Annotated in this window: 24 protein-coding genes; 14 read left to right on the forward strand and 10 right to left on the reverse strand. The window is 47.9% G+C overall.

The annotated features are described in order from the left end of the window. Positions 1–35 precede the first annotated feature (35 nt). The 6 genes from ACZ44I_RS05905 to thiC form a co-directional block, all read right to left on the reverse strand. Positions 36–242 carry a hypothetical protein gene (locus ACZ44I_RS05905; RefSeq protein WP_464547872.1) on the reverse strand — a complete coding sequence of 69 codons (207 nt, stop codon included), beginning with the start codon at positions 240–242 and terminating at the stop codon, positions 36–38. A 98-nt stretch (positions 243–340) separates the two neighbouring features. Then, a complete protein-coding gene (locus ACZ44I_RS05910) occupies positions 341–463 on the reverse strand; it encodes a PAS domain S-box protein (protein ID WP_464576421.1) in 123 nt (40 codons plus the stop codon). 191 nt (positions 464–654) lie between these two features. Continuing rightward, positions 655–1,572: an aldolase gene (locus ACZ44I_RS05915; protein ID WP_464547869.1), complete on the reverse strand. Its 918-nt coding sequence runs from the start codon at positions 1,570–1,572 to the stop codon at positions 655–657. A gap of 180 nt (positions 1,573–1,752) precedes the next feature. Then, entirely contained in the window at positions 1,753–2,181 is a 429-nt protein-coding gene (locus tag ACZ44I_RS05920; RefSeq protein WP_464547867.1) for an Hsp20/alpha crystallin family protein, read from the reverse strand. A 13-nt stretch (positions 2,182–2,194) separates the two neighbouring features. Then, positions 2,195–4,591: a CDC48 family AAA ATPase gene (locus ACZ44I_RS05925; RefSeq protein WP_464547865.1), complete on the reverse strand. Its 2,397-nt coding sequence runs from the start codon at positions 4,589–4,591 to the stop codon at positions 2,195–2,197. A gap of 226 nt (positions 4,592–4,817) precedes the next feature. Continuing rightward, positions 4,818–6,095, reverse strand: coding sequence for a phosphomethylpyrimidine synthase ThiC (thiC, locus tag ACZ44I_RS05930; RefSeq protein ID WP_464547863.1), 1,278 nt, complete (start codon positions 6,093–6,095; stop codon positions 4,818–4,820). A gap of 175 nt (positions 6,096–6,270) precedes the next feature. On the opposite strand from thiC, the gene ACZ44I_RS05935 reads away from it, so the two are divergent. The 9 genes from ACZ44I_RS05935 (at position 6,271) to ACZ44I_RS05975 (ending at position 14,058) form a co-directional block, all read left to right on the forward strand. Then, entirely contained in the window at positions 6,271–6,993 is a 723-nt protein-coding gene (locus ACZ44I_RS05935) for an anaerobic ribonucleoside-triphosphate reductase activating protein (RefSeq protein WP_464547861.1), read from the forward strand. After that, positions 6,953–7,501 carry an AAA family ATPase gene (locus ACZ44I_RS05940; protein WP_464547859.1) on the forward strand — a complete coding sequence of 183 codons (549 nt, stop codon included), beginning with the start codon at positions 6,953–6,955 and terminating at the stop codon, positions 7,499–7,501. The genes ACZ44I_RS05935 and ACZ44I_RS05940 overlap by 41 nt, the downstream gene beginning before the upstream one ends. After that, positions 7,498–8,268 carry a sugar phosphate isomerase/epimerase family protein gene (locus ACZ44I_RS05945; protein WP_464547857.1) on the forward strand — a complete coding sequence of 257 codons (771 nt, stop codon included), beginning with the start codon at positions 7,498–7,500 and terminating at the stop codon, positions 8,266–8,268. The genes ACZ44I_RS05940 and ACZ44I_RS05945 overlap by 4 nt, the downstream gene beginning before the upstream one ends. Next, entirely contained in the window at positions 8,268–9,200 is a 933-nt protein-coding gene (gene rnz / locus ACZ44I_RS05950; RefSeq protein ID WP_464551652.1) for a ribonuclease Z, read from the forward strand. The genes ACZ44I_RS05945 and rnz overlap by 1 nt, the downstream gene beginning before the upstream one ends. Before the next feature lie 21 nt (positions 9,201–9,221). Then, on the forward strand, positions 9,222–10,427 hold the full coding sequence (locus tag ACZ44I_RS05955; RefSeq protein ID WP_464547855.1) for a magnesium transporter: 1,206 nt from the start codon (positions 9,222–9,224) through the stop codon (positions 10,425–10,427). 86 nt (positions 10,428–10,513) lie between these two features. Continuing rightward, on the forward strand, positions 10,514–11,650 hold the full coding sequence (locus ACZ44I_RS05960) for a potassium channel family protein (RefSeq protein ID WP_464576620.1): 1,137 nt from the start codon (positions 10,514–10,516) through the stop codon (positions 11,648–11,650). Positions 11,651–11,671: 21 nt separating this feature from the next. Beyond that, positions 11,672–13,519 (forward strand): DHH family phosphoesterase, encoded by a 1,848-nt coding sequence (locus ACZ44I_RS05965; RefSeq protein ID WP_464547851.1) that lies wholly within the window; start codon positions 11,672–11,674, stop codon positions 13,517–13,519. Between the two features lie 77 nt (positions 13,520–13,596). Further along, positions 13,597–13,848, forward strand: coding sequence for a DUF7123 family protein (locus tag ACZ44I_RS05970; protein ID WP_464547849.1), 252 nt, complete (start codon positions 13,597–13,599; stop codon positions 13,846–13,848). 30 nt (positions 13,849–13,878) lie between these two features. Continuing rightward, the gene (locus ACZ44I_RS05975; RefSeq protein ID WP_464547847.1) at positions 13,879–14,058 is read left to right on the forward strand and encodes a hypothetical protein; all 180 of its coding nucleotides are present in this window, start codon (positions 13,879–13,881) and stop codon (positions 14,056–14,058) included. Between the two features lie 85 nt (positions 14,059–14,143). Here the strand turns inward: ACZ44I_RS05975 and ACZ44I_RS05980 are convergent, their stop codons facing one another. After that, complete coding sequence (locus tag ACZ44I_RS05980; RefSeq protein ID WP_464547845.1) at positions 14,144–14,824, reverse strand: hypothetical protein; 681 nt, start codon at positions 14,822–14,824, stop codon at positions 14,144–14,146. Positions 14,825–14,950: 126 nt separating this feature from the next. On the opposite strand from ACZ44I_RS05980, the gene ACZ44I_RS05985 reads away from it, so the two are divergent. Further along, the gene (locus ACZ44I_RS05985; RefSeq protein ID WP_464547843.1) at positions 14,951–15,205 is read left to right on the forward strand and encodes a hypothetical protein; all 255 of its coding nucleotides are present in this window, start codon (positions 14,951–14,953) and stop codon (positions 15,203–15,205) included. 4 nt (positions 15,206–15,209) lie between these two features. On the opposite strand, the gene ACZ44I_RS05990 is transcribed toward ACZ44I_RS05985, so the two are convergent. Next, positions 15,210–16,010 (reverse strand): CheR family methyltransferase, encoded by an 801-nt coding sequence (locus ACZ44I_RS05990; RefSeq protein ID WP_464547841.1) that lies wholly within the window; start codon positions 16,008–16,010, stop codon positions 15,210–15,212. A gap of 143 nt (positions 16,011–16,153) precedes the next feature. Here ACZ44I_RS05990 and ACZ44I_RS05995 point away from each other — a divergent pair, with 143 nt between their 5' ends. Further along, a complete protein-coding gene (locus tag ACZ44I_RS05995) occupies positions 16,154–16,435 on the forward strand; it encodes a hypothetical protein (RefSeq protein WP_464547839.1) in 282 nt (93 codons plus the stop codon). On the opposite strand, the gene ACZ44I_RS06000 is transcribed toward ACZ44I_RS05995, so the two are convergent. Continuing rightward, positions 16,403–17,534, reverse strand: a protein-coding gene (locus ACZ44I_RS06000; RefSeq protein ID WP_464547837.1) for an IS630 family transposase whose coding sequence is annotated in 2 segments (ribosomal slippage) — positions 16,403–17,102 and positions 17,101–17,534 — 1,134 coding nt in all. Because the reading frame shifts where the segments join, the coding sequence is not laid out codon by codon here. The two genes, ACZ44I_RS05995 and ACZ44I_RS06000, sit on opposite strands and share 33 nt — an antisense overlap. Positions 17,535–17,718: 184 nt before the next feature. Here ACZ44I_RS06000 and ade point away from each other — a divergent pair. Both ade and ACZ44I_RS06010 read left to right on the forward strand, forming a co-directional pair. Next, positions 17,719–19,362: an adenine deaminase gene (gene ade, locus ACZ44I_RS06005; RefSeq protein ID WP_464547835.1), complete on the forward strand. Its 1,644-nt coding sequence runs from the start codon at positions 17,719–17,721 to the stop codon at positions 19,360–19,362. A gap of 72 nt (positions 19,363–19,434) precedes the next feature. Continuing rightward, positions 19,435–19,839, forward strand: coding sequence for a pyridoxamine 5'-phosphate oxidase family protein (locus ACZ44I_RS06010; protein WP_464547833.1), 405 nt, complete (start codon positions 19,435–19,437; stop codon positions 19,837–19,839). Positions 19,840–19,849: 10 nt separating this feature from the next. Here ACZ44I_RS06010 and ACZ44I_RS06015 read toward each other — a convergent pair whose 3' ends face one another. Continuing rightward, positions 19,850–21,028: an argininosuccinate synthase gene (locus tag ACZ44I_RS06015; RefSeq protein WP_464547831.1), complete on the reverse strand. Its 1,179-nt coding sequence runs from the start codon at positions 21,026–21,028 to the stop codon at positions 19,850–19,852. 139 nt (positions 21,029–21,167) lie between these two features. Between ACZ44I_RS06015 and ACZ44I_RS06020 the strand changes: the two genes are divergently transcribed. Continuing rightward, a complete protein-coding gene (locus tag ACZ44I_RS06020; RefSeq protein ID WP_464547829.1) occupies positions 21,168–21,770 on the forward strand; it encodes a hypothetical protein in 603 nt (200 codons plus the stop codon). Positions 21,771–21,830: the final 60 nt, after the last annotated feature.

Consider the following 21,830-nt stretch of genomic DNA (forward strand, 5'->3'; position numbering starts at 1 on the left):
TGCTCCACATGATCATACTGGATTCCTGATAGCTCTTATCCACGATACACTGCCGCTTCGATCTCATCGCGGACTGCAGATCGGATCATCCGCTCGATCGTCTTCTGATCAAATGGCAGTTCACTTTTTGACCGCAGCTCCCTGATGAGGGCATCCATTACCCGGATCCCCTCGCTCAGGGAAGGGCCATAGGAGATGGCACATTCATAGGCATCGTCTGCAATCCTGACCACTCGTGACATGGATCCAGAATTGGAGCTGCGAGATGATATAAGTTACATATTGTAACACACTGATCAGCCCAGAGTTACAAATTGTAACTCTCTTGATATGGGGTGTTTCAATTTGTAACTGTAAGCGCCTCTTCCCTGGTCAACCGGTACATCCTGAGCATAGTCTCATTTACATTAAGGATCTTTCCCTCAAGATTATGAATGAAGATCGCATCATTTGAATGATCCATAAAGGTTCGCAAGAGGTCACGGGATTCACGAAGATTGTTTTCTGTTATAGTTAACTGGATAATAGTATCTGTTCTTACTTCATTACCCTTGTGTATATGGAAGAATGACAATTAGCGTAGAAATGGCTGTGTTATAGGGATAGAGTATCCTTCGAGGCTTTACGCAAAAAAGAAAAAAATGGATATTTCTCTCACTCGGCTGAATAGATCTCCCATGCCTCGTCAACAGATGCCCCTTCAATCGTAATTGCGAAGATTGCATTTGTGAACCGGACGGCTGCATCAAGTCCTTTTTGATGGATGTTCCTGCCGGTTGCATTTCCTGCCGCACCTCCGGAATGGATCTGGTCATAGAGTTCTGTTAAGAATTTCTTTTCATCGATGGAGGAGCCGCCTGCGCAGACCACCTTCGTTCTTCCAGCTGCAAGAACAGCTTCTTTCAGGAGATTAGAAGATTTCTCACCCTCTTTCTTTGGAGCATTCACCTTGACATAATCAGCACCGAGTGCTGCGGCAACTCCCGCTGCACCTGCGATCAGGTGCGGATCTTTCTCATCTTTAACCGCTGCTCCGCGTGGATAGATCCAGAGAACAACAAGCATCCCGTTTTTATGTGCATCCAGGATCACCTGCTGCGCTTCACGCATCATCTCGCTCTCGTATTCTGATCCGATATAGATAGTATAGCCAACACCGGTTATGGCAAGTCCTGTCCTGTCACGGAGATCCACAACATCCTGTACCGAAACCAGAAGGGGGCTGTAGGGGTCCTGCTGGGAGGTTTTAACAAGATGCGTCTTTGAATTGAGTTTCACGAGATAGGGGATATCCGGGAAATCCATTCCATACCTGACGATGAGTCCATACTGTGTTGCAAAGACACCAACTTTACCATCCGAGGCGATTTTGAAGAGATGCACAGGATTTGCATCATCTTTATGGATATCCTCGCCAAAGAAGTCATCATTGAGGTGCTCGACCTTCTGGTCACCGGCAAAAAGCATCAGGCGCCCGGTACCGCGTGTCACTCTCTGGTAGTTTGCGATGAAGGTATCAACTGCCGCAAACGGTACATCAAGTGGAATCGAGAAGACATCTTCTGCAGTCATACCCAGAATATCATCCCGTGCCTGATTAATGGTTGTGGATTGTTCAGGCAATATCAAGCAGGACGGGACTGCTACATATACCCTGAAGAGTACCCTGAATTGGAAAAAAGTGATTTTTTAGTATGAAAAGAGGAGGGGATTCTGTTTGCAGGACTATTTTTCCTGTCCTGCCAGTTTGATTTATTCGAGATGGATAACCTGATGGCCTCTATCCGGGTCCTTCCTGCAGGTGATCTCAAGGACACCATTGATACAGCTCATCCTTATGTTATCAGGATCGACCTGGGGGAGATCCACAACGGCAATCGGTTCTCTCCTCTCATATGATACGATATGGAGACGACCGCCCTCAAAGAAGATCCGGATCTCTTCAGGGTTATATCCTGATACATCAGTTGCGATGATCAGATCGTCATTGATCTCATAGACCTCAACTGCATGCTCCTCTTCGTCACATGGTGTCTGGCTGATGTTCACAGGGGAGCCGTTGATGACCACACGGAATCCCATAATCCGTGGAGATGTCAGATCAACGTTCATTGACTCAGCCATGATCTTCCTGACCGCATCAATCAGTTCCCTGTATGCATCTGATGGTGGTTCATTCATTGTTCTTTCACACTCATTTCTCTTCAACCATTTGTTTTTCCAGTTCTGTTGTTTGTTCCCTGATCACATCAAACTGTTTCTTTCCGGATGTCACAAGATTGCGGATTTTTTCTGCAGCAGCTGCAACTTCCTCACCTTTCTCAAGGAGGAGCGCCCGTTTTGCAACATTCAATGCCTTTTCCAGGACCTGCCTCTGCTCCTCATTATAGAGGAACTCCCATGACTGCCGTTCGGCGGACTCGATTGCATCGCTGTCAAGGGATGGCTTCACCCGCTCCTGTGCACGCCTGATATGCTCCTTGGTGACACGAATATTCTCCATCGCATCTTTCATCTCAATCTCGCTTCTGCCTCCCATCTTTGAGATGAAATCACGGATTGCATAGAGCTTTGCTTCACGGACAAGAGCCTCGATATCAGCACCGACAAACCCTTTTGTCTCAGCAACCAGTGTGTCAAGATCGATATCTTTTGCAAGCACACCTTCTTCATCCTTCAGGTATACCTTGAAGATCTGTCTCCTTCCTTCATCATCTGGTGGCGGGACATAGATATGGCGTTCAAGCCGCCCGGGACGCATGAGGGCGGTATCCATCATATCCGGCCTGTTGGTTGCACCGATAACAACCACATCCTTTAACTCCTCAAGTCCGTCAAGTTCCGTTAAGATCTGGCTGACCACACTCTCGGTTACATGGGAGGATCCGGTGTAGCTTCCCCTGCGAGGCACAAGCGCATCAACTTCATCAAAGAAGATGATCGACGGCGATGCCTGGCGTGCCTTCCTGAAGATCTCCCTGACACCTTTCTCGGATTCGCCAACCCATTTGGAGAGGAGTTCGGGGCCTTTGATTGAGATGAAGTTGCACTCGCTCTCGTTTGCCACCGCTTTGGCAAGGAGCGTCTTTCCGGTGCCGGGAGGGCCAAAGAGGAGGATACCTTTTGGTGGCTTGGTTGTGAGTCTCTGGAATATGTCCGGGAACTTCAGCGGCCATTCCACTGCCTCCCTCAGCTCTTCTTTAACATCTTCAAGGCCGCCGACATCACTCCAGTGGATGTCCGGCACCTCGACAAGCACCTCACGCATTGCACTCGGCTCCACATGCTTCAATGCTTCATCGAAATCCTCGCGGGTAACTTTCAGCTCATCCAGAAGCTCGGTTGGGATATCTTCATCCACATTGATCTTCGGGATGATCTTTCTGAGTGCATGCATCGCCGCTTCCTTCACGAGGAGGGAGAGATCTGCACCCACAAAACCATGGGTGATATCTGCGAATTGCGAGAGCTCAACATCCTCTGCAAGCGGGACCCCGCGGCTGTGAATCTGGAGGACTTCGAGCCTTCCCTTCTTATCAGGGATTCCGATCTCAATCTCACGGTCAAACCGTCCTCCCCGCCGAAGGGCTGGATCGATTGCGTCAGGAAGGTTTGTCGCAGCGATGACGATCACCTGTCCGCGGCTCTTGAGGCCATCCATCAGGGAGAGGAGCTGGGCAACAACCCGCCGTTCCACTTCCCCTTTCGTGTCCTCACGTTTTGGTGCAATCGAGTCGATCTCATCGATGAAGATGATCGTCGGCGAGTTCTCCTGTGCCTCATCAAAGACCTCCCGAAGCTTGCCCTCGGACTCGCCATAGTACTTGCTCATGATCTCAGGCCCTGAGAGGGTGATGAAGTGGGCATCCACCTCGCTTGCGACCGCCCGTGCGATCAGGGTCTTTCCGGTTCCTGGTGGACCATAGAGCAACACCCCCTTTGGTGGCTCGATTCCAAGCCGTTCAAAGAGTTCCGGGTGCCTGAGCGGGAGCTCGATCATCTCACGGACGAGCTGAAGCTCACGTCCCAGTCCGCCGATATCCTCGTAATGGATGTCAGAGAAACCTTCTTTTCCTTTCTCTCCTTCATAAGGCGTTTCTTTCAGCTCAATCTCCGTATCTTCGGTGACAATGGCAATGCCTTTTGGACTCACTTTCGAGATGACGAAGGTGAGCGGGTTTCCAAGTACATTTACCCGAACAGTCTGGCCTGCGGATACCGATCTCCCATGAAGCATCCGTTTCAGGTACTGCTCCCCGCCGACAAGCCGGATTGCCTGTGTCGGCTGGATGACTACCTTTGTTGCATATCCTGCATCCAGTTTTTTGATCCTGACCCTGTCATCAATCCCGGCACCGGCATTGCTCCGGATATTACCGTCGATCCTGATCACTGCACGGCCGGTGTCTTCAGGAAAACCCGGCCAGACGATGGCAGCGGCTTTCTTCTTACCTGATATCTCGATCACGTCGCCTGAGACCAGGTTCAGCTGTTTCATCACATCGATTGAGAGACGGGCCATTCCTCGTCCGGCATCGCCATGAGCCGCTTCTTTCACTACAAGATCCATGTAATCCTTATCTGTTGTCATAATGAGTACCTCTTATTTACCATACGTTAGTGTTGTTTAATATTTATACTTTTCTATCACTTTAAGATCTTAATGATTGTTCTCTTCTGATCATCTGCAAATTCCCTCCTGAATACAAAAAACTACTGTTTGATCTGAATAATCCACTATTGAGATACAGAAAAATCCCGTCAATCATTCCTGATAATCTAAAGACGGAGGTAAAAAAGTGGTTTGGATGAGAGATTTAGAAATTAAAGTGTTTACTGACGATCTTCAGTGCACAGAAGTCTCCGCACATGGTGCAGGCATCTGTGTCAGCAGGAGATCGGCTGTCACGGATATGGCGTGCCCGCTCCGGATTCATTGCAACAGCAAACTGGCGCTCCCAGTCGAGATCGCGCCGTGCGTGCCCCATCTCAAGATCAAGTCCCCGGGTCTTCTTCAGTTTGACCATATCTCCTGTATGTGCTGCAATCCGGGATGAGATAACGCCTTCATAGACTTCTTCTGGTGTCGGGAGTGCAAGATGCTCTGCCGGGGTGACGTAACAGATAAAGTCGGCTCCGGCAGCAGATGATGCAGCGGCACCGATTGCAGCCACCCGGTCATCATAGCCTGGTGCGATATCGGTGACAAGAGGTCCGAGCATATAGAATGGCTTTCTGTTTGTGACTCTTTTCTGGAGCTGGACATTCGTCTCGATCTCGTCAAGCGGGATATGCCCCGGCCCCTCGATGATCGTCTGGACACCAAAGGCATTTGCCTTGTCTGCAAGCTCTGCATTGATCAGGAGCTCCTGGATCTGTGCACGATCGGTTGCATCGTGGACTGCGCCTGCACGCATCCCGTTTCCAAAGGAGAGGGTGACCTCATGCTCTTTCATGATCTCAAGGAGATAGTCGAAGCGGCGGTAGAGCGGGTTCTCCATCTCATTGTGAAGCATCCAGGCGGTCATGAATGCGCCACCACGTGATACGAGACCTCCGTGCCGCCCCTGATTCTGGAGACGCTTCATCGTCTCCCAGTTGATCCCGGTATGGATTGCCATGAAGTTGGTTCCAAGCTTCGCCTGATCCTCGGTTGCCTTGAAGAGGTCATCCTCATCCATATCCACCACGGCACCTTTCTTACGGGCTGCCTCAATGAATGCCTGATAGAGTGGAACCGAGCCGACAGAGAGTGTTGTATTCTCGATGACGCGCCGACGGATTTCAAGGAACTCGCCGCCGGTTGAAAGCTCCATCAGTGTATCTGCTCCTGCGAGCTCTGCCTGCCGAACCTTCTCTAACTCTTCTTCAATATCGATAATATCAGATGATGTACCGATTGAGGCATTGACCTTGGTTCTGAGCCCTTCGCCTATTCCACAGATCTTTACATCGCGGTACGGGCTGATCGGAATGGTGATATGCCCGCCGGCAACACCGCGCCGGACATAGTCTTCTGTCACGCCTTCTGCCTGTGCAACGATCTTCATTTCGTCTGTGATGATGCCGCGTCTGGCATCTTCCAGTAATGTCATAGATACTTACTTGATAAAATACCAGATAAATCCTTTTATTTCAGAAAATTAGGGCAAAATTACTTTATTTCTAGACAATCAATATTGTTTTATCTAACTCTTATCCATTTGTTTTTTATCCATCAACATACTTTAATGCAAATTCAGAGCATATACAGAAGAACCCGGTGATCATGTGCAGGTAAATTATGGTGGTTTTATTCCAATCAGCACAGTGGACTGGCCAGGCCGTGCCGTCTGTACGCTCTTTCTCAGGGGATGTCCGGTCAGGTGTGATTACTGCCATAACAAACAAATTCAGGATGGCCAGGATTACCGACCAATCGATCAGGTTTTTGAGCAGATTCGATCATCCCGCATTGCGGTATCGGGCGTTGTCTTTTCCGGGGGTGAGCCGACACTTCAGGGAGACGCTCTCTGTGAACTTGCCCGAAGATCAAAGAAGGAAGGTTTTTTGGTGGGGCTCCATACAAACGGTGTCTTTCCGGAGGTTATTAAAAAACTCCTTGATGAACATCTGGTGGATCATCTGGCACTTGATATCAAGGCAAAATGGAACCGCTATGACAACCTGCTTCGTGAGCGATATTCTGCTGCGGTAAAAGAAACACTCAATATCTGCAAAAACGCATATCATACAGGAGAACTTCCGGAATTTCAGGTCGTCGTCACCTTATTCCGGGGTTATGAAGACGAGGTCAAATATATATCACGCGAAGCTGAGGGGCTGGAATTTGTTCTCCAGCAGGGAGTGTTCGGTATGGTTCCTCCCCTCTCCTCAGATGAATTAAAGGCAATCGCAGACTGTTTATGTCGACCGGTAATTATCAGAACACGTGAGAACGGAGAATTTCACTATGAAGGTACTAGGATTGGTCGGACTACCGGCGAGCGGTAAGGGTGAGTGTTCAGCGGTTGCAGAGGAACTCGGGATACCGGTTATTGTCATGGGGGATCTCATCCGTAGATATGCAGAAGAAGCGGGGCTTCCCGCAACCGATCAGCATCTGGGCACTATTGCGCGCCGCCTGAGAGAAGAGCGGGGAATGGCCGCTCTTGCAGAACTGACTGTTCCTGCGGTCAGGGAACAGAAAGCTCCGGTCGTCCTCATCGATGGTATCCGAGGAGATGCCGAGGTTGAACTCTTCAGAAAAACGTTTTCTGACTTCACATTGATTGCTATTGACTGCCCTTTTCACATCCGGCTTGAACGCCTCCGCAATCGCGGGAGATCTGATGATATGGTGAATGAGGATGATCTCCTCTCCCGTGATGAGCGGGAATGTGGTTTTGGACTGGTGCATGCAATGGATGGTGCAGATATTCGGATAGATAATACCGGATCTCTTGACGAATATCGTGCCGGGATTGAAAAGATCCTGAAAACCATCGGGAGCAGTGTATGATCTCAGGGTATTATTTCTCTTCATCATCAAAAGTCTGGGATGATCCAAAGTGGGTTCATGGGATCGAAGAACTGGGGTATGATGGCTGGGAGATCTCAGCAGATGGGAATTACCGGCTTGATGATCCGAAAAAACGAGAACGGATTGATGAGGTGCTTGCCAGTACAAACCTGGGTCTCACGGTTCACGCACCATATGGCGATCTGAATCTCGCCTCAATGAATTATCCGATCTGGCGTGAATCAATCCGTCAGATCTGCCTCTGCATCAAGCATGCTGCGGATCTCACCGATCGGGTAACGATCCATCCGGGATATCTCTCGCCTCTTTCTAAGCTTGATGTCGGACGTGCATGGTCGCTTCAGAAAGAAGCCCTCGGCGAAATCGGGGCTATTGCAGAAGAATATGGCGTGATTGCCTGTCTTGAAAATATGATATCTATTAAGGAGTTTCTCTGCCGTGATCCCGGGGAGCTCTTCGGGATGATTGAGGGGATAGATGGTATTGGCGTTACAATTGATATCGGGCATGCAAACACGACCGGAACCGTGGATGAATTCTTAAAACATCTTCCAAAAGCCGATCATCTCCACCTTCATGACAACCATGGGAGCTCAGATGAGCATCTTTCACTTGAGAGGGGGACGGTGGACTGGGGGCGTGTATCACGTGCGCTCCTCGATTCATATTCTGGTGTTGTCGTTATTGAGGGGCGTAATATGAATGAGGCCGAAGAAAGCCTTGCTGTTCTTCGGGGGTGGCAGTAATATCCGGAGAAACACTTCATGTCCATTTTCTTGGAACCGCCGGTGCACTTCCGACACCCCAGCGGAATCCATCATGCCTCATGATCAGGAGGGGATCTGACACTCTCCTCTTTGATTGTGGTGAGGGAGCACAGCAACAGATGATGCGTGTCCGGACCGGTTTCACCGTCGATGCGATCTTCATCTCCCACTGGCATGCCGATCATTATCTTGGAATATTTGGTCTTCTTGAAACAATGGGCTTTAATGGGAGGCGGGATCCTATCAGGCTCTATGGCCCCCGCCGCATCCACGAGATCGTCTCAATAATCAGGCAGTTAAACCAGGGTCTTTCTTTTCCAATTGAAGCATACGAACTTTCAGATGGCGAAGAGATCATCTTTGACGGATACCGGGTGATTCCTTTTGCCACCCGTCATGGTTGTGAAAGCTTTGGTTTTATTCTGGTGGAGGATGAACGTCCGGGGCGCTTTGACCGTGAAGAGGCGATATCGCTTGGAGTCCCGCCAGGTCCGCTCTTTGGCCGTCTTCAGCGGGGAGAAACGGTTACTATCAACACCTCCGGGGAGCAGAGAACCATCACCCCAAATCAGGTAATGGGATCCCCGCGACCCGGAAGGAAGGTCATCTATACCAGCGATACCCGCCCGCTGAGAGAATGGCCGGATACAGCAGCCGCATCCGATCTCCTCATCCATGATGCAACATTTGATGACCAGGAAAAAGACCGTGCCGATGAAGTTTTTCACTCAACAGCAGGTCAGGCAGGCGTTGCGGCAGAGGTGACCGGCGCCAGGCGACTTGCCCTTGTTCATATCAGTTCACGATACACATCAACAGCAAACCATATACAGGATGCAAAACGACATTATCAGGGCGAAATTCTATTTCCAAATGACTGTACTATGATTGAGATACCATTTCGGGACTGATTGCTATGGAGGGAATACCTGATGAACCAGCAGATAGAGGGACTCAGCCACCGTTACCGCGATATACTGACGGGGCTTCTTGCCCTCATCATCACCACACTCGTGGCATCAGTTGCAGGTATATACCTTGGCTCCGTGAAGGAGGTGCTCATACTTATTCCGGGTCTCATGATTCTTGTCCCCTCCTCTATCAATATGCGGGGTGCAATCGCAGGTATTCTCACCTCGCGTCTTGCATCATCGATGCACCTCGGTGCATTTGATATTAATTTCCGCCGGGGATCGGTTCTTGGCGATAACCTCCGGGCAACGTTTATTCTCACCATTCTGATTGCAACAATTGTCGGCATCATCGGTTTCATTATCGGAAAAGCAGTCGGTCTCGATATTATTGCTGTACATGAGATGATTCTGGTATCAGTTCTATCAGGGACGGTTGCCGGGGTGATTGTAACGCTGATTACCCTTCTTGTAGCGCTTGGATCTTACCGGTATGGTCTTGATCTCGATATTGTGGGAGCTCCGACTGTCACAACTGCCGGAGACGTGATCACTCTCCCTCTTCTTGTGACATCAGCAGTGATTGTCGTCAATCTTCCATTATCCTGGCAGTTCATCCTCTTTGGTATCGTTCTTCTGCTGGTGGCCGTCAGTATCGTCGGAATCCTCCGGGGAACAGATACCATTCAATCAATTGTCAGGGAAGGGCTCCCCCTCCTGGCCCCGCTTTGTATTCTCGGAACAATAGCCGGGGTGATCTATACGGAAGGACTTGAGGATCTCGTGGCAACTGCCGCCCTGTTGATCATCATTCCACCGTTTATGAACGGATGCGGGGCGATTGGAGGGATAATCAGCTCCAAACTTGCCACCGGGATGCATATGGGAGAGATCGAACCACGGCTCATCCCCGGAAGGGAGGTATTCTCCGGTTTCCTGAACAATTACCTGTATGCCCTCATCATTCTGCCTCTCATGGCAGGGATTGCTCATTTGGCAGCATTGATGATGCACCTTGACACTCCCGGACTCTTTCTGATGGTCGTAATTACTACCCTTTCTGGACTGATTGTTGTAACCGGACTGAATATTCTGGTATATATTACAGCAAGTGTATCATTCTCATCAGGCTATGATCCCGACAACTTTGGGATACCGGTTGTAACAAGCAGTATCGATCTCATCGGGGCAAGTGTCCTGATCCTGGTCATTCACCTGCTGCTATAGTGATAAGTAGTGAAAGATAAATTAGTAATGAAGTTATGTTCGATCTTGATCGTCAGCCTGTCAACTTCAAGAATGTCCTTATTGAAATGAAGGATGTCTCTGAGTTAATGGTAGATCTGGCTTATTCCGCAATCCTTTTTGAAAGTAAAGAGATTGCAAATGAAGTTGTCAACCTTGAAGAGACGATGAACCTCCTCCTCTATCAGGCACGCATCACCAGCATCCTTGGAGCGCGGAGGATGGAGGAGGCCGAATCGATGAGTGGTCTTCTTCAGATTGCCGAAGGTGCAGAGCGGATCTCAAATGCTGCCTCTGAGATTGCGATGGTTCTTCTGAAGGACATTCGAATCCCTGCGAGAATGCGGCTTGCCTTACCTGAAGCTGAAGAAGTTACTATACGTGCTGAAATTAAAGAAGGATGCGATCTTGATGGTGTCATCCTTGGTGATATTCGTCTCCAGAGTACAACAGGAATGCGTATCATTGCAATCAGGCGTGGACGTGTCTGGACCTATGATCCGGATAAGGAGACATACCTGAAGAAAGGCGATATCATCCTCGCAAAGGGACCAGAAGATGGCATTGAACCACTTTACAAACTATTGGGATCACCTCCTCCACCAGATGAGGAACTCATAGAAGAGGCACTCGATGATCTCGACCGGGCCGTTCTCCTGATCGTTGAGATGAAAAATATCAGCGAACTGGCAGTAGGACTTGCATATACCGCCCTTCTCTTTGATAGTCAGGATATCGCCGAAGAGGTAGTCTGGCTCAATGAACGCATGGATTCGATGCGGCTGCAGCTTGAACTCTGGGTTCTTGAATCAGCAAAGAAGGTGGAACATGTGGAATACCTGCGTGGACTTCTTCACATGTCGGCATTTGCTGATGCGATCTGTAGTGCGGCACTCTCAATTGTAGATGTGCTCATGCGTGATATTGAGATCCCTCCAATTTTCCAGAAGATTATCCGTGAATCCGATGAAATCATCTCCCGGATTGAGGTGAAGGGAGGATCGTTCCTCTCGGGAAAAACCCTCAAAGAGGCATCACTTGGAGCAGTAACTGGAATGGTTGTCCTTGCAATTAAAAGGGGAGATAAATGGATCTATCGTCCAAAAAAGAATGTACGGCTGTATGAAGGTGATTTCATCATCGCCAAGGGCCGCCGTGACGGTGAATGCCGGTTACTTGCGCTCTGCAAGCCGGAAGATCAATAAAAAGATGAATGGAGATAAAATATGAGTAATTCAAAAGAAACAGTCTATAAGCTTGGCCCGGGATGCGAGGTTGAGGATGTACAGGAAGGGAATATATATCTTGGAAAAGTTCAGGGTTTTGCCAACTTTGGCACGTTTGTCCAGCTGAATAATTCAATAAAGGGGCTGATTCATAAAAGTAATGCCCTGACACAGCACAGGGAGCGGGCAGATATTCTTGTGATGGTAGCACAGGTACGCCCAAATGGCAATATCGATCTCCGTGAAGTCCTCCTTGACGAGTATGAAACAACAGTGGTGAACAGGGCTGTAAGGACGACACAGCTCTCCAATCTCGGTGACAAAGTTGGCAGACGGATCACCGTAGAGGGTGAACTCGGGCAGGTGAAACAGACGAGCGGCCCGACGATCTTTACGATCATTGATGAGACCGGAGTCGAGAATGCCGCAGCATTTATTGAGGCAGGGGTCAGAGCCTACCCGGAGGCAGAAACCGGCGATATCGTCCAGATCTCCGGAGAGGTGATGAAGAGAAACAACCAGCTTCAGATTGAGGTATCCTCTCTGAGTCGCCTTGATGGTGAAGAGGCTGCCCAGGTTCGGTTGCGGATTAACGCAGCACTTGATAAACGAGCCGAGCCCGCCGACATTCCCTTCCTTGTTGAAAGTGACACACTCGTGAAACTGAGACCTGAGATGAAAAAGCTCGCAAAAATCGTCAGGCGTGCAGTCTTTACCCAGCAGCCGATTATTCTGCGCCATCATGCCGATGCTGACGGCATTTCTGCGGCTGTTGCTATTGAGACGGCAGTTGTCTCTCTGATCCGGGAACATCTCTGTGAGACCGATTCAGAGTATTATCTCTTTAAACGCTCGCCCTCAAAGGCTCCTTTCTATGAGATAGAAGATATAACCCGTGACCTGGATTTCATGCTGAAGGATGCCATCAGGTTTGGACAGAAACTGCCCCTCATCTTCCTGATGGATAATGGATCAACAGAAGAAGATATGCCGGCATATAAAGTGGCACAGGTCTATGATCTCGATGTCATTGTGGCCGATCACCATCATCCTGACGAGATTGTGAATCAGTTCTTACAGGCACATGTCAATCCCTACCATGTTGGCGGGGATTTCGGACTGACTGCCGGGATGATCGGAACTGAACTTGCACGAATGATCAATCCTCTGGTGGAAGAGCGGATCCGCCATCTTCCGGCAATTGCCGGAGTGGCTGATCGAAGTGATTCAATTGAACTCCCCCAGTACCTCTCGCTTGTTGCTGACGAATATCCCCTGGATGAGTGTAAAAAGATCGCTCTTGCTCTTGATTATGAGCAGTTCTGGCTGAGGTTCAATGACGGCCGGGAGATCGTTAAGGATATTCTCAATCTAAGCAACAATCCCCTCCGGCACAGGAGGCTTGTCTCTCTCCTCGTTGAAGAGGCTGAGACGGCAATAGCAGAACAGGTGAAAACCCTGATGCCACATGTTGAAAGGAGAACGCTTGCATCCGGTGCTCATCTCTTCCTCGCAGATGTCGAGATGTATGCACACCGCTTCACGTTCCCACCACCCGGAAAGACGTCTGGTGAGATCCATGATCTCCTCTGCAACGAACATGCGGGGGAGCCTGTTGTCACACTTGGAATCGGGCCGGATTTTGTTGTCCTCCGGTCACGAGGAGTTATGATGAATATTCCACAGATGGTCAGGGAACTCCGTGACGAGATCTCCGGAGGTGGTGTCAATGGCGGGGGACACCTTGTTGTTGGCAGCATTAAGTTCGTCGAGGGGATGAGGAATGTGGTGATCGAGAGTCTTATAGCAAAGATCGGTGAGGCTCCGATTGCAGAAAAAATTACATAAACTTGATTGTGAGAATAGATTGAACCACAAATGCTTTATATTAATATAACCCAGAAGTACAACCGGTGGTTAGCCAGATGACTGTACCAGATACTATTCGTGACAAATATAACGAAACGCAGGACAGGATTCTGAAATATCTGCGTGGGGGTCTGCAGAAAGGCAGGCATTTCTTTAAGTCTAAATATATTGCCCACGATCTTGGCCTCTCATCAAAAGAGGTTGGGACCAATCTTGCCATCCTCTCTGAGATCTGTGAGGATCTGGAGATCAAACGCTGGAGTTATTCCAATAGCACAACCTGGATGGTAACGTCAAAAGCCATATAATTTTTTATTCTTTCACTTCCTTTTTCTAGTATGTCAGATCATATTATTGAGATTGTTGAGACGATCGAGTTTGTCGCCCATATTGATGAAGAAAAAGATTGCCTGATGTCTCAGGACCCCCCGGAATCTCTCTGGTTCAATATTGATGTTCCAAAAGGTCATGGATTGCAGGCAGGGGATCGGATTAAGGTAACAATTGAGAAGGTCTGAAAGACCCTTTTATATGAGAGAACAGGAGAACACTTTTTATTTTTCCTGTATACCTGCTGCTTCTGGTGGCAACATCAGCGTTTTTTCAGAGATATTCCCGTGGTACTTCAAGTAAGATTCTATATTCATCGACACTTGTTGCAGAGATGATGAAATACATCTCTTTTTCAGATGAAACGAGAATACTCCTCATAGAACCCCCCCCGATCACCTCGCCACCATCAAGGATTGAACCGGTTTCTGCATCGCATAGGACATAGCGAAATTGCGCCTGCCCTGGAAACCTGTCAGCTGTCACTTCCGTTCGTATGCGTAAAAATGGTGTATCTGGAATTGAGAAGGTTGTTGAGACACCCCCCCGTCTTTGATTCAGCACACCAACGGGTATCCATTCAATTGTGGTAATTGCTTCAATCTGTGCAGTTGTGTAGGGAGAAGATCCAAAGAGTGGAAAGACCTCGTATCGTTCACCATCGATGATCTGAAATGTCCTGCTCTGGAATGAACCTGTACCTGGCATATATGCCCGCGGATATCCAAAAGGATTGTCAACAAGCTGTATGGTGGAGACAGGATACGAAAATAAAGACTCTTCCTGTTCAAATGGTGTCAGGATGATCGTATCTGAGATCTGATCTGGAGATACTGGATCAAAAACGGGTTCACTCTTCCATGGAAGTGAAAGTGATGGTTGCTGTACTGCAAGTCCGATGATCAATACAACAGCCAGTCCGGCAATGACTATTATGACATCTGACCGGTTCATACTATTAAAATGATGTAAATTTTAATAGATGTAGCTGTTGATCGGAGCAGCACTAATCAAAGGGTATCGATCATGCTCTCTGCATAAAAGGAAAACTTCTTAAAATCCAGTGCTGAATGTGAAGTTATGGATATACCGATGCTCAGGACATGGGCAATTTTTTATCTTTTGTCATTTGTCGTCCTGCTATTCGCCCTCTTCCTCTCAACACAGGGAGTACTTCTCTGGGTCAGTCTTTTCCTTGTTATTCTACTCATCGGGGTCAATCTCTTTACGGTGTCAATGGAGATCAAACGAAGAAATATGAAAAAAGAGCGTTTAAAGACTATATCAAGAAATGAAGACCCTGAGTTCCTTCTTGATCAAAAGAAACTCTGGTAATGTATTAACGGATCTCATTTTTTACAAGGATCTTCTGGAGAGCGTTATAATGGGAGAAGAGATGCTCGACTTCCCTCCCCAGATACTCGGTTTTCCCCATAACATAAAACCCACCAGTGTTTAATGCACTATGGATTGTCTTTGCGAGATCATTCTTCTGCCCCTCAGTGAAATAGATGGTGACATTTCGACAGGTTACAATATCCACGTACCGTGATGCGGGGATTCCACTCATCAGATCATGTTTTCTGAAGTGAATCATATCCTTTAGATGCTGTTTGACCTGATATCTCCCATCAGGAAGTTGGTTGAAGTGTCTTCTGATGATTGCAGTATTCAGTTTTTCAACAGTTTTTGCTTCATAAATTCCTTCCTTTGCTCTCTGAAGGATTTTTTCATCAATATCGGTTGCATGGATGCTGACTGACACACCTTTTTTATGGGCAATCAACTCATTGAGTATCATCGCAAGTGAGTATGGTTCTTCACCAGAGGAACAGCCGGCACACCAAATCCTGATACGATTATGTTCGGAAATTATCTTCGGTATCAGATCTTTTCTCAGGATCTCAAATACCTCTGCATCACGGAAGAATTCAGTTACATTGATGGTGAGGGCATTGCGAAGGAGCTCCCATTCTGCAGGATGACTATTTAAATACTGTGTATATTCATCATAGGTACCTGCCCCGGTGGTTCGCATCCGTGAAAGGAGCCTTCGTTTGATATATTCCTCTTTATATTGAGAGCACCGTACTTTCAGGGTTTTTTCAATAAGGGCTTTGAGCTGTTGGAGATCGTCCATAAGTTTTATCTATCATATATTGTCTTTGTTGGATATATAGGTGTTCAACTAAAAAGAATGATTTCACGGATTCTTTTTGATATCCGGAATACAGGGAATTTATATCGCAATCTTTATCTCATCTCCTCTGCTACGTTCTCACAATGAAGTCAAAGGCTCCTCTTCTCATCGGATTAAGTATATTCTGCTTCTTGTCTGCCGGATGTATGACAAATGCAGGTATTGGAGCTGTCTCCTATGAGGACTCAGGATTTGTGATTCCAATTGATCTGAATGAAGGAGAGGATGTCCTTGTTCAGATAATGATCTATGATGTGGGCGGGCTTCACCAGGAGGAGGAGCAGCTTATTCTTGAAAGCTTCTCCATCAGATACGATCAATCTACTGTCATGTCAATCTTCAAAAGTCGGGTAAAGGCGAGATAACTTCACTCGTGCATCCTCAGTCGTGAACTGCCAATTTATCCGACTATCTTTGTTATTTCGGGATTCTTCCCATGCTTTAACCTCTCTCTGGACAACCTCAATACTGTCTATCCTTCGATCAAGGCACTGGCTGGTGAGAACGCTCAGCTCTATTTCTGCCATATTTAGCCAACTTCCATGTTTTGGCGTATAGACAAACTCAAACCGATCCCAGAGAGCTTTAGCTATTCCCGGAGGATAGGTCTCATAGAGTGATCCAGGCCCATGTGTATTCAGGTTATCCATAACCAAGGTAATTCTATTCGCCCCTTCATATTGGGCAGCAATATCCTGCAGAAATTCAGCCCAATCCTGCTTGGTTCTTCGATTGGTTATTTTTACCAATCGTTTCCCGGCAAGAGGTTCACATGCGATGAAAATATTACATGTGCCACAACGGCGATACTCATAATCATGTCTGGCGGGATATCCCGGTGTACAGGATATGGTTTGTCGAGTTTCAGAAATGAGTTGTTTTGGGGATTCATCCATGCAAACAACTGGATGTTGTGAATCAAAGGGTCGCTTATACACATCCAGAACCCGTTCCATCTGAGCAACGAAATTACCGTTCTGGTTAGGAGGTATTACCCACGCCTGATTTCGCCACGGTTTGAGTTCGTTTTTTTAAAACCTGACGAACGGCTTCATGAGATATTGTGTTAACGTACTCAAGTTCAACCATTTTATCTGCCAGCAATCGAAGTGACCACCTGGAATAGCCCTCTGGCGGTTCACTGCAACTCAAAGCAATTAATCGAGCTTCGAAATCACCGTCGGTCTTTTTGACATAGATCCTATCTGGTTTTTTCTTTGTCAGTGCCTCATCAAGACCTTCCAGAACAAATCTGCTTTTGACACGGTCGACTTTTCTCATACTGATATTCAAAACACGAGATAATTCTTCATTGGTTGAACGCTGTGTCTGGTGCTCACCCTCATCACATCCAAGGAGAATAAGGGCATTCAGAACTGCTTGTGATGAATGTTTACCTTTGGAGGCGAGGGTTTCAAGGGTGTCACGTTCTTCCTGGGTGAGAGTCACAACATATTTTCTCATAAGTTATTATAGTACGCTTATGATATAATAAAGTTACGACACTTAATAATTGACATGACACTACCCTCTTCATTCCGGCTCCTCTTCCTGAGGGGAGCTATAAAGCACATATCACGCTCTTCCATGATGAAAAACGACTGGCTGGCAGAATTCTGGATTTTCGCGTTGACTGATAAAAATGACCATGACTCCTGATATCTTCTCTGCCGATACGATCATTCAGAATGCAACGCTCTATAACCCCTTCACATCCGATTGGGAAGTAACCACTCTGGCGATCAGGGATGGCATGATTCTTGGTTTTGGACCAGAATATAGTGGGAGAACGGTACTTGATCTCAAAGGGAGGCGTGTCGTTCCCGGCCTTATTGATTCGCATCTTCATATTGAGAGTTCGCTTCTCACTCCTGCGGAGTATGGGAGGCTCGTTCTTTCACATGGCATGACCACGGTGATCGCAGATCCTCACGAAATTGCAAATGTTGCCGGTATAGCAGGTATAGAGGCGATGATCCGTGATGCAGAACGGACACCGCTTGACATCTTCTTTATGCTTCCGGGTTGCGTTCCGGCAACTCCGATGGATTCAGCCGGAGCAACACTTCTGGCAGATGATCTCTTGCCTCTCCTTGGTAACCCACACGTTATCGGTCTTGGGGAGATGATGAATGTACCGGGCGTTCTGAATGATGATCCGGATGTCCTTGCCAAGCTGCACCTCTGTAACATCATAGATGGTCATGCTCCGATGCTCTCGGGAGCTCTCCTCGACCGGTATATCAGATCCGGGATACAGAGCGATCATGAGTGTATCACCCGTGATGAGGCGCTTGAAAAGCTTCGGAAAGGAATGTATATATTCATGAGAGAAGGTGCGGCTGCACGCAATCTCCGGGATCTCATACCGATCGCTGACTGCCGGACCGCCCCCCGCTGTGCATTCGCCACAGATGACCGGCATGCCGATATGCTTGATACTGCCGGTTCAATTGATGATTGTATACGAATTGCCGTTGATTCCGGACTGGAGCTTGAAGTTGCTCTCAGAATGGCAACCCTCACACCTGCTGAACGTTTTTGCCTCCATGACCGGGGTGCATTGGCACCAGGAAGAATTGCGGATTTCGTCGTCCTAGAAGAGTCTGATCGCTTCTCTGTAGAGAGGGTGTTTAAGAGAGGAGAGGAAATCCGGGATATTCCCTATACTTCACCCGCACCACTGCGGACAACATTCAATTGCAGGCTTCCGGAGATCGGGGACCTGAAGATCAGTGGAGCTGGACCTGCACGCGTCATTGGTATCATTCCCGGACAGATTACTACCCGCCTTGAGATTCATGACGTCATTGGATCGAATCTCCCGGATACACAATCTGATATCCAAAAAGCCGTCGTCTGTGATCGGTATCGGGCAGGTGGTTTTGGCATTGGTCTTGTCCGTGGCTTTGGTCTTGTTGAAGGGGCGCTTGCAATCAGTGTTTCACATGATTCGCATAATATTGTAGCTCTTGGAGCAGAAGATTCCGAGATCATTCTGGCAATCAATGCCGTTGCCTCCCACAATGGGGCGATGGTGGTTGCTTCGCAGGGTAAGACGACCGTTCTGCCACTTCCATGGGGTGGCATTATGTCAGATCAACCCTATCCCGAAGTTGTGGCATCTTTGGGGGAGATTGACGATCATGCCCGGTTGCTTGGTGCAATTGAGAATCCCTTTATGTACCTCTCCTTCCTGGCACTCACCGTTATTCCGGAACTGAGACTGACCGAGCGGGGGCTCTTCGACAACACCAGCTTTACCAGAACCAGTCTCTTCATCGAGGAATAAGAGAAGGGTTGTCAGACACAACCCTTATGTATCCATGTTGTTTATCATAACAACAGAAAGGAGTGTTTTATTATGGCAATCATAGATGAGAAACTAAAAGAAGCAATCACTGCTGTGGGTATCCTTCCACTGGCTACCGCATCAAAAGATGGTATTCCCAATGTTGTCCCAATGGGGAGTGTCTGGGTTATCGATGAGAAGACGATCTGGATAGGTGACAATTTTATGAAAAAGACGCTGCAGAATGTGCTGGAGAACCCCCATGCTGCCCTCTATGTCTGGAGCAGGGAGATTGGCGGATGCACACAGCTGAAATGTGATGTAAAAGTTGAGAAGAGCGGAGAGAATGTGGAGAAGATGCGGGCGATACTTCATGAAAAAAAACCCAATCTCCCCGGAAAATCACTTCTTATTCTCACCGTAACTGAGATATTTAACTGTGCCCCGGGCCCGAATGCCGGGGCACCTCTCCAGTAAATTTTTTTTTTTATTTTTTTGGTATCATTCGTGCCTGAAGGCCGAAGAAGACCGAGTATCCGATAGCATGAGCCTGATCAAGGGTTGTGCTGTCAAATGAAACGAGATCATCCGAGTAAATGGCGTCAGGGGATGAACGTCCAAGGATGCGGAGGTTTCCTTTATAGAGCTCGAGATCGACGTTTCCATTCACCCGTTTCTGGGTGGTGTCAATGAAGGCATTCAGTGCATGGTAGAGTGGTTCATGAACAAGTCCCATGTATGCAAGCTCGGACCATTTCTCATCAACCCCCACTTTGAATGCCAGCTCCTGCCTGGTAAGACAGAGCCGCTCAAGATCCTTGTGTGCTGCTAAAATCACGGTTGCTGCCGGATGTTCATAATTTTCCCGTGCCTTCAGGCCGAGTATCCGGTCTTCAACCATGTCATTTCTGCCGATTCCATTTCTTCCGGCAATCACGTTCATTTTTCTGATAAGGGATATGCCGTCCATTTCCTCTCCATTCAATGCTACCGGCACTCCCTCTGCAAAGGTAATTGTGATCATTTCAGGAGTATCAGGTGCATCCTTTGGATTGGTTGTCCAGTGATAGATCTCATCCGGGGGATGGTATGCCGGATCTTCAAGCCGTCCTCCTTCGATGCTCCGGCTCCAGATATTCTCATCAATACTCCATGGTTTGTCTTTCACAACAGGAACCGGGATATTATGCTGTTTGGCATAGTCAATCTCCCATTCACGGGTAAGGTTCATCTCCCGCATCGGTGCGATGATCTCATATCCATGCAGCCTGAAGATAAAATCGAACCTGAGCTGATCGTTTCCTTTCCCAGTACAACCATGGGCAACAGCAAGCGCCCCTTCTTTCTTCGCAATCGCCACCGTCTCCTCGGCAATCAGTGGACGTGCAAGGGATGTTCCCATCGGATAACCCTCATAGGAGCCATTTGCCTTGATTGCCGGGAAAATATGGTTCTGAACAAACTTTTCAGTTGCATCGATGGTATAGTGGCGATCGGCAATCAGCTCGCCTTTGTCTGTTGCCATCTTCACTTCATCTTCCGGCTGGCCGACATCTACTGCGACGGTAACGACACGGTCATATCCATACCGTTCCTTTAACAAAGGAACGCAGATGGAGGTGTCAAGACCCCCGGAAAAGGATAATACTACGGTTTTCTCTGACATGGTAACACATTGATCCTTTCCAGTATTGTAATCTTTCAAAAGCAATGAGCTTTCTTCTTCAGGCCTCCTGATCTTATGTTGAATTGATTTGGCTGCCACAAAAGCTATCATCAGTATCGGATATACACTCTCTTCTCAGATGCCGACCATAAACCGTTATTCACTCGCATTCATAGTTCTTCTTTTTGCAGGAGTACTGGTGTCCGGGTGCCCGTTTGGAGCAACGCCCTTAAATGACATCCCCCCGCATATCCGGGCAGCCAACGATGCACTTGAAGAACTCAGTATTATCGAAGACCGGACAAATACCTTCACCCTTGATGATGAGATCTATGAGATCGATATCCTCTTTGCTTCGATGGAGGAGTTACCTGAAGATGATGAAAATCTGATGGCACGCTATACCGCATATCGTATCTGGACAGATGCACTCCGATCAGGAAGCAAAGTGGTCAGTGATGATTATTCCCGATATACTGTGCACCTGAGACGGGCTGAACAGTTCTATGACGCATTCAATTATGTAGACTGGAAAAGGGAGCTGAACGAAGCAAAGGCGTTGGTTGAGGGAATGGAGCAGACTGCCCTCTCTGCTGCATATAGCCTTGATACAATTCCCGAGGGGCTCTTCTCTTCAAAAGAGAACGCAGAACTTCTGAGAACGCGGGCTGCAATCCTGAAGATACACCGTGAAATACCGTTCCTCAGAAATGAACTGGAACTGTTGCTACGTGCCGGATAAGCACTCTCTCCCTCCACCACATACTCATTTTCATCACAACTCATTTACCCTCTGAGGGAT

Source organism: Methanocalculus pumilus (assembly GCF_055382585.1).

Bases quoted from the DNA above. Each gene is read 5' to 3' on its own strand.
- ACZ44I_RS05905 (WP_464547872.1), bottom strand. From the start codon at position 242: ATGTCACGAGTGGTCAGGATTGCAGACGATGCCTATGAATGTGCCATC.
- ACZ44I_RS05910 (WP_464576421.1), bottom strand. From the start codon at position 463: ATGGATCATTCAAATGATGCGATCTTCATTCATAATCTTGAGGGAAAG.
- ACZ44I_RS05915 (WP_464547869.1), bottom strand. From the start codon at position 1,572: ATGACTGCAGAAGATGTCTTCTCGATTCCACTTGATGTACCGTTTGCG.
- ACZ44I_RS05920 (WP_464547867.1), bottom strand. From the start codon at position 2,181: ATGAATGAACCACCATCAGATGCATACAGGGAACTGATTGATGCGGTC.
- ACZ44I_RS05925 (WP_464547865.1), bottom strand. From the start codon at position 4,591: ATGACAACAGATAAGGATTACATGGATCTTGTAGTGAAAGAAGCGGCT.
- thiC (WP_464547863.1), bottom strand. From the start codon at position 6,095: ATGACATTACTGGAAGATGCCAGACGCGGCATCATCACAGACGAAATG.
- ACZ44I_RS05940 (WP_464547859.1), top strand. From the start codon at position 6,953: ATGAAGGTACTAGGATTGGTCGGACTACCGGCGAGCGGTAAGGGTGAG.
- ACZ44I_RS05945 (WP_464547857.1), top strand. From the start codon at position 7,498: ATGATCTCAGGGTATTATTTCTCTTCATCATCAAAAGTCTGGGATGAT.
- ACZ44I_RS05955 (WP_464547855.1), top strand. From the start codon at position 9,222: ATGAACCAGCAGATAGAGGGACTCAGCCACCGTTACCGCGATATACTG.
- ACZ44I_RS05960 (WP_464576620.1), top strand. From the start codon at position 10,514: ATGAAGGATGTCTCTGAGTTAATGGTAGATCTGGCTTATTCCGCAATC.
- ACZ44I_RS05965 (WP_464547851.1), top strand. From the start codon at position 11,672: ATGAGTAATTCAAAAGAAACAGTCTATAAGCTTGGCCCGGGATGCGAG.
- ACZ44I_RS05970 (WP_464547849.1), top strand. From the start codon at position 13,597: ATGACTGTACCAGATACTATTCGTGACAAATATAACGAAACGCAGGAC.
- ACZ44I_RS05975 (WP_464547847.1), top strand. From the start codon at position 13,879: ATGTCAGATCATATTATTGAGATTGTTGAGACGATCGAGTTTGTCGCC.
- ACZ44I_RS05980 (WP_464547845.1), bottom strand. From the start codon at position 14,824: ATGAACCGGTCAGATGTCATAATAGTCATTGCCGGACTGGCTGTTGTA.
- ACZ44I_RS05985 (WP_464547843.1), top strand. From the start codon at position 14,951: ATGGATATACCGATGCTCAGGACATGGGCAATTTTTTATCTTTTGTCA.
- ACZ44I_RS05990 (WP_464547841.1), bottom strand. From the start codon at position 16,010: ATGGACGATCTCCAACAGCTCAAAGCCCTTATTGAAAAAACCCTGAAA.
- ACZ44I_RS05995 (WP_464547839.1), top strand. From the start codon at position 16,154: ATGAAGTCAAAGGCTCCTCTTCTCATCGGATTAAGTATATTCTGCTTC.
- ade (WP_464547835.1), top strand. From the start codon at position 17,719: ATGACTCCTGATATCTTCTCTGCCGATACGATCATTCAGAATGCAACG.
- ACZ44I_RS06010 (WP_464547833.1), top strand. From the start codon at position 19,435: ATGGCAATCATAGATGAGAAACTAAAAGAAGCAATCACTGCTGTGGGT.
- ACZ44I_RS06015 (WP_464547831.1), bottom strand. From the start codon at position 21,028: ATGTCAGAGAAAACCGTAGTATTATCCTTTTCCGGGGGTCTTGACACC.
- ACZ44I_RS06020 (WP_464547829.1), top strand. From the start codon at position 21,168: ATGCCGACCATAAACCGTTATTCACTCGCATTCATAGTTCTTCTTTTT.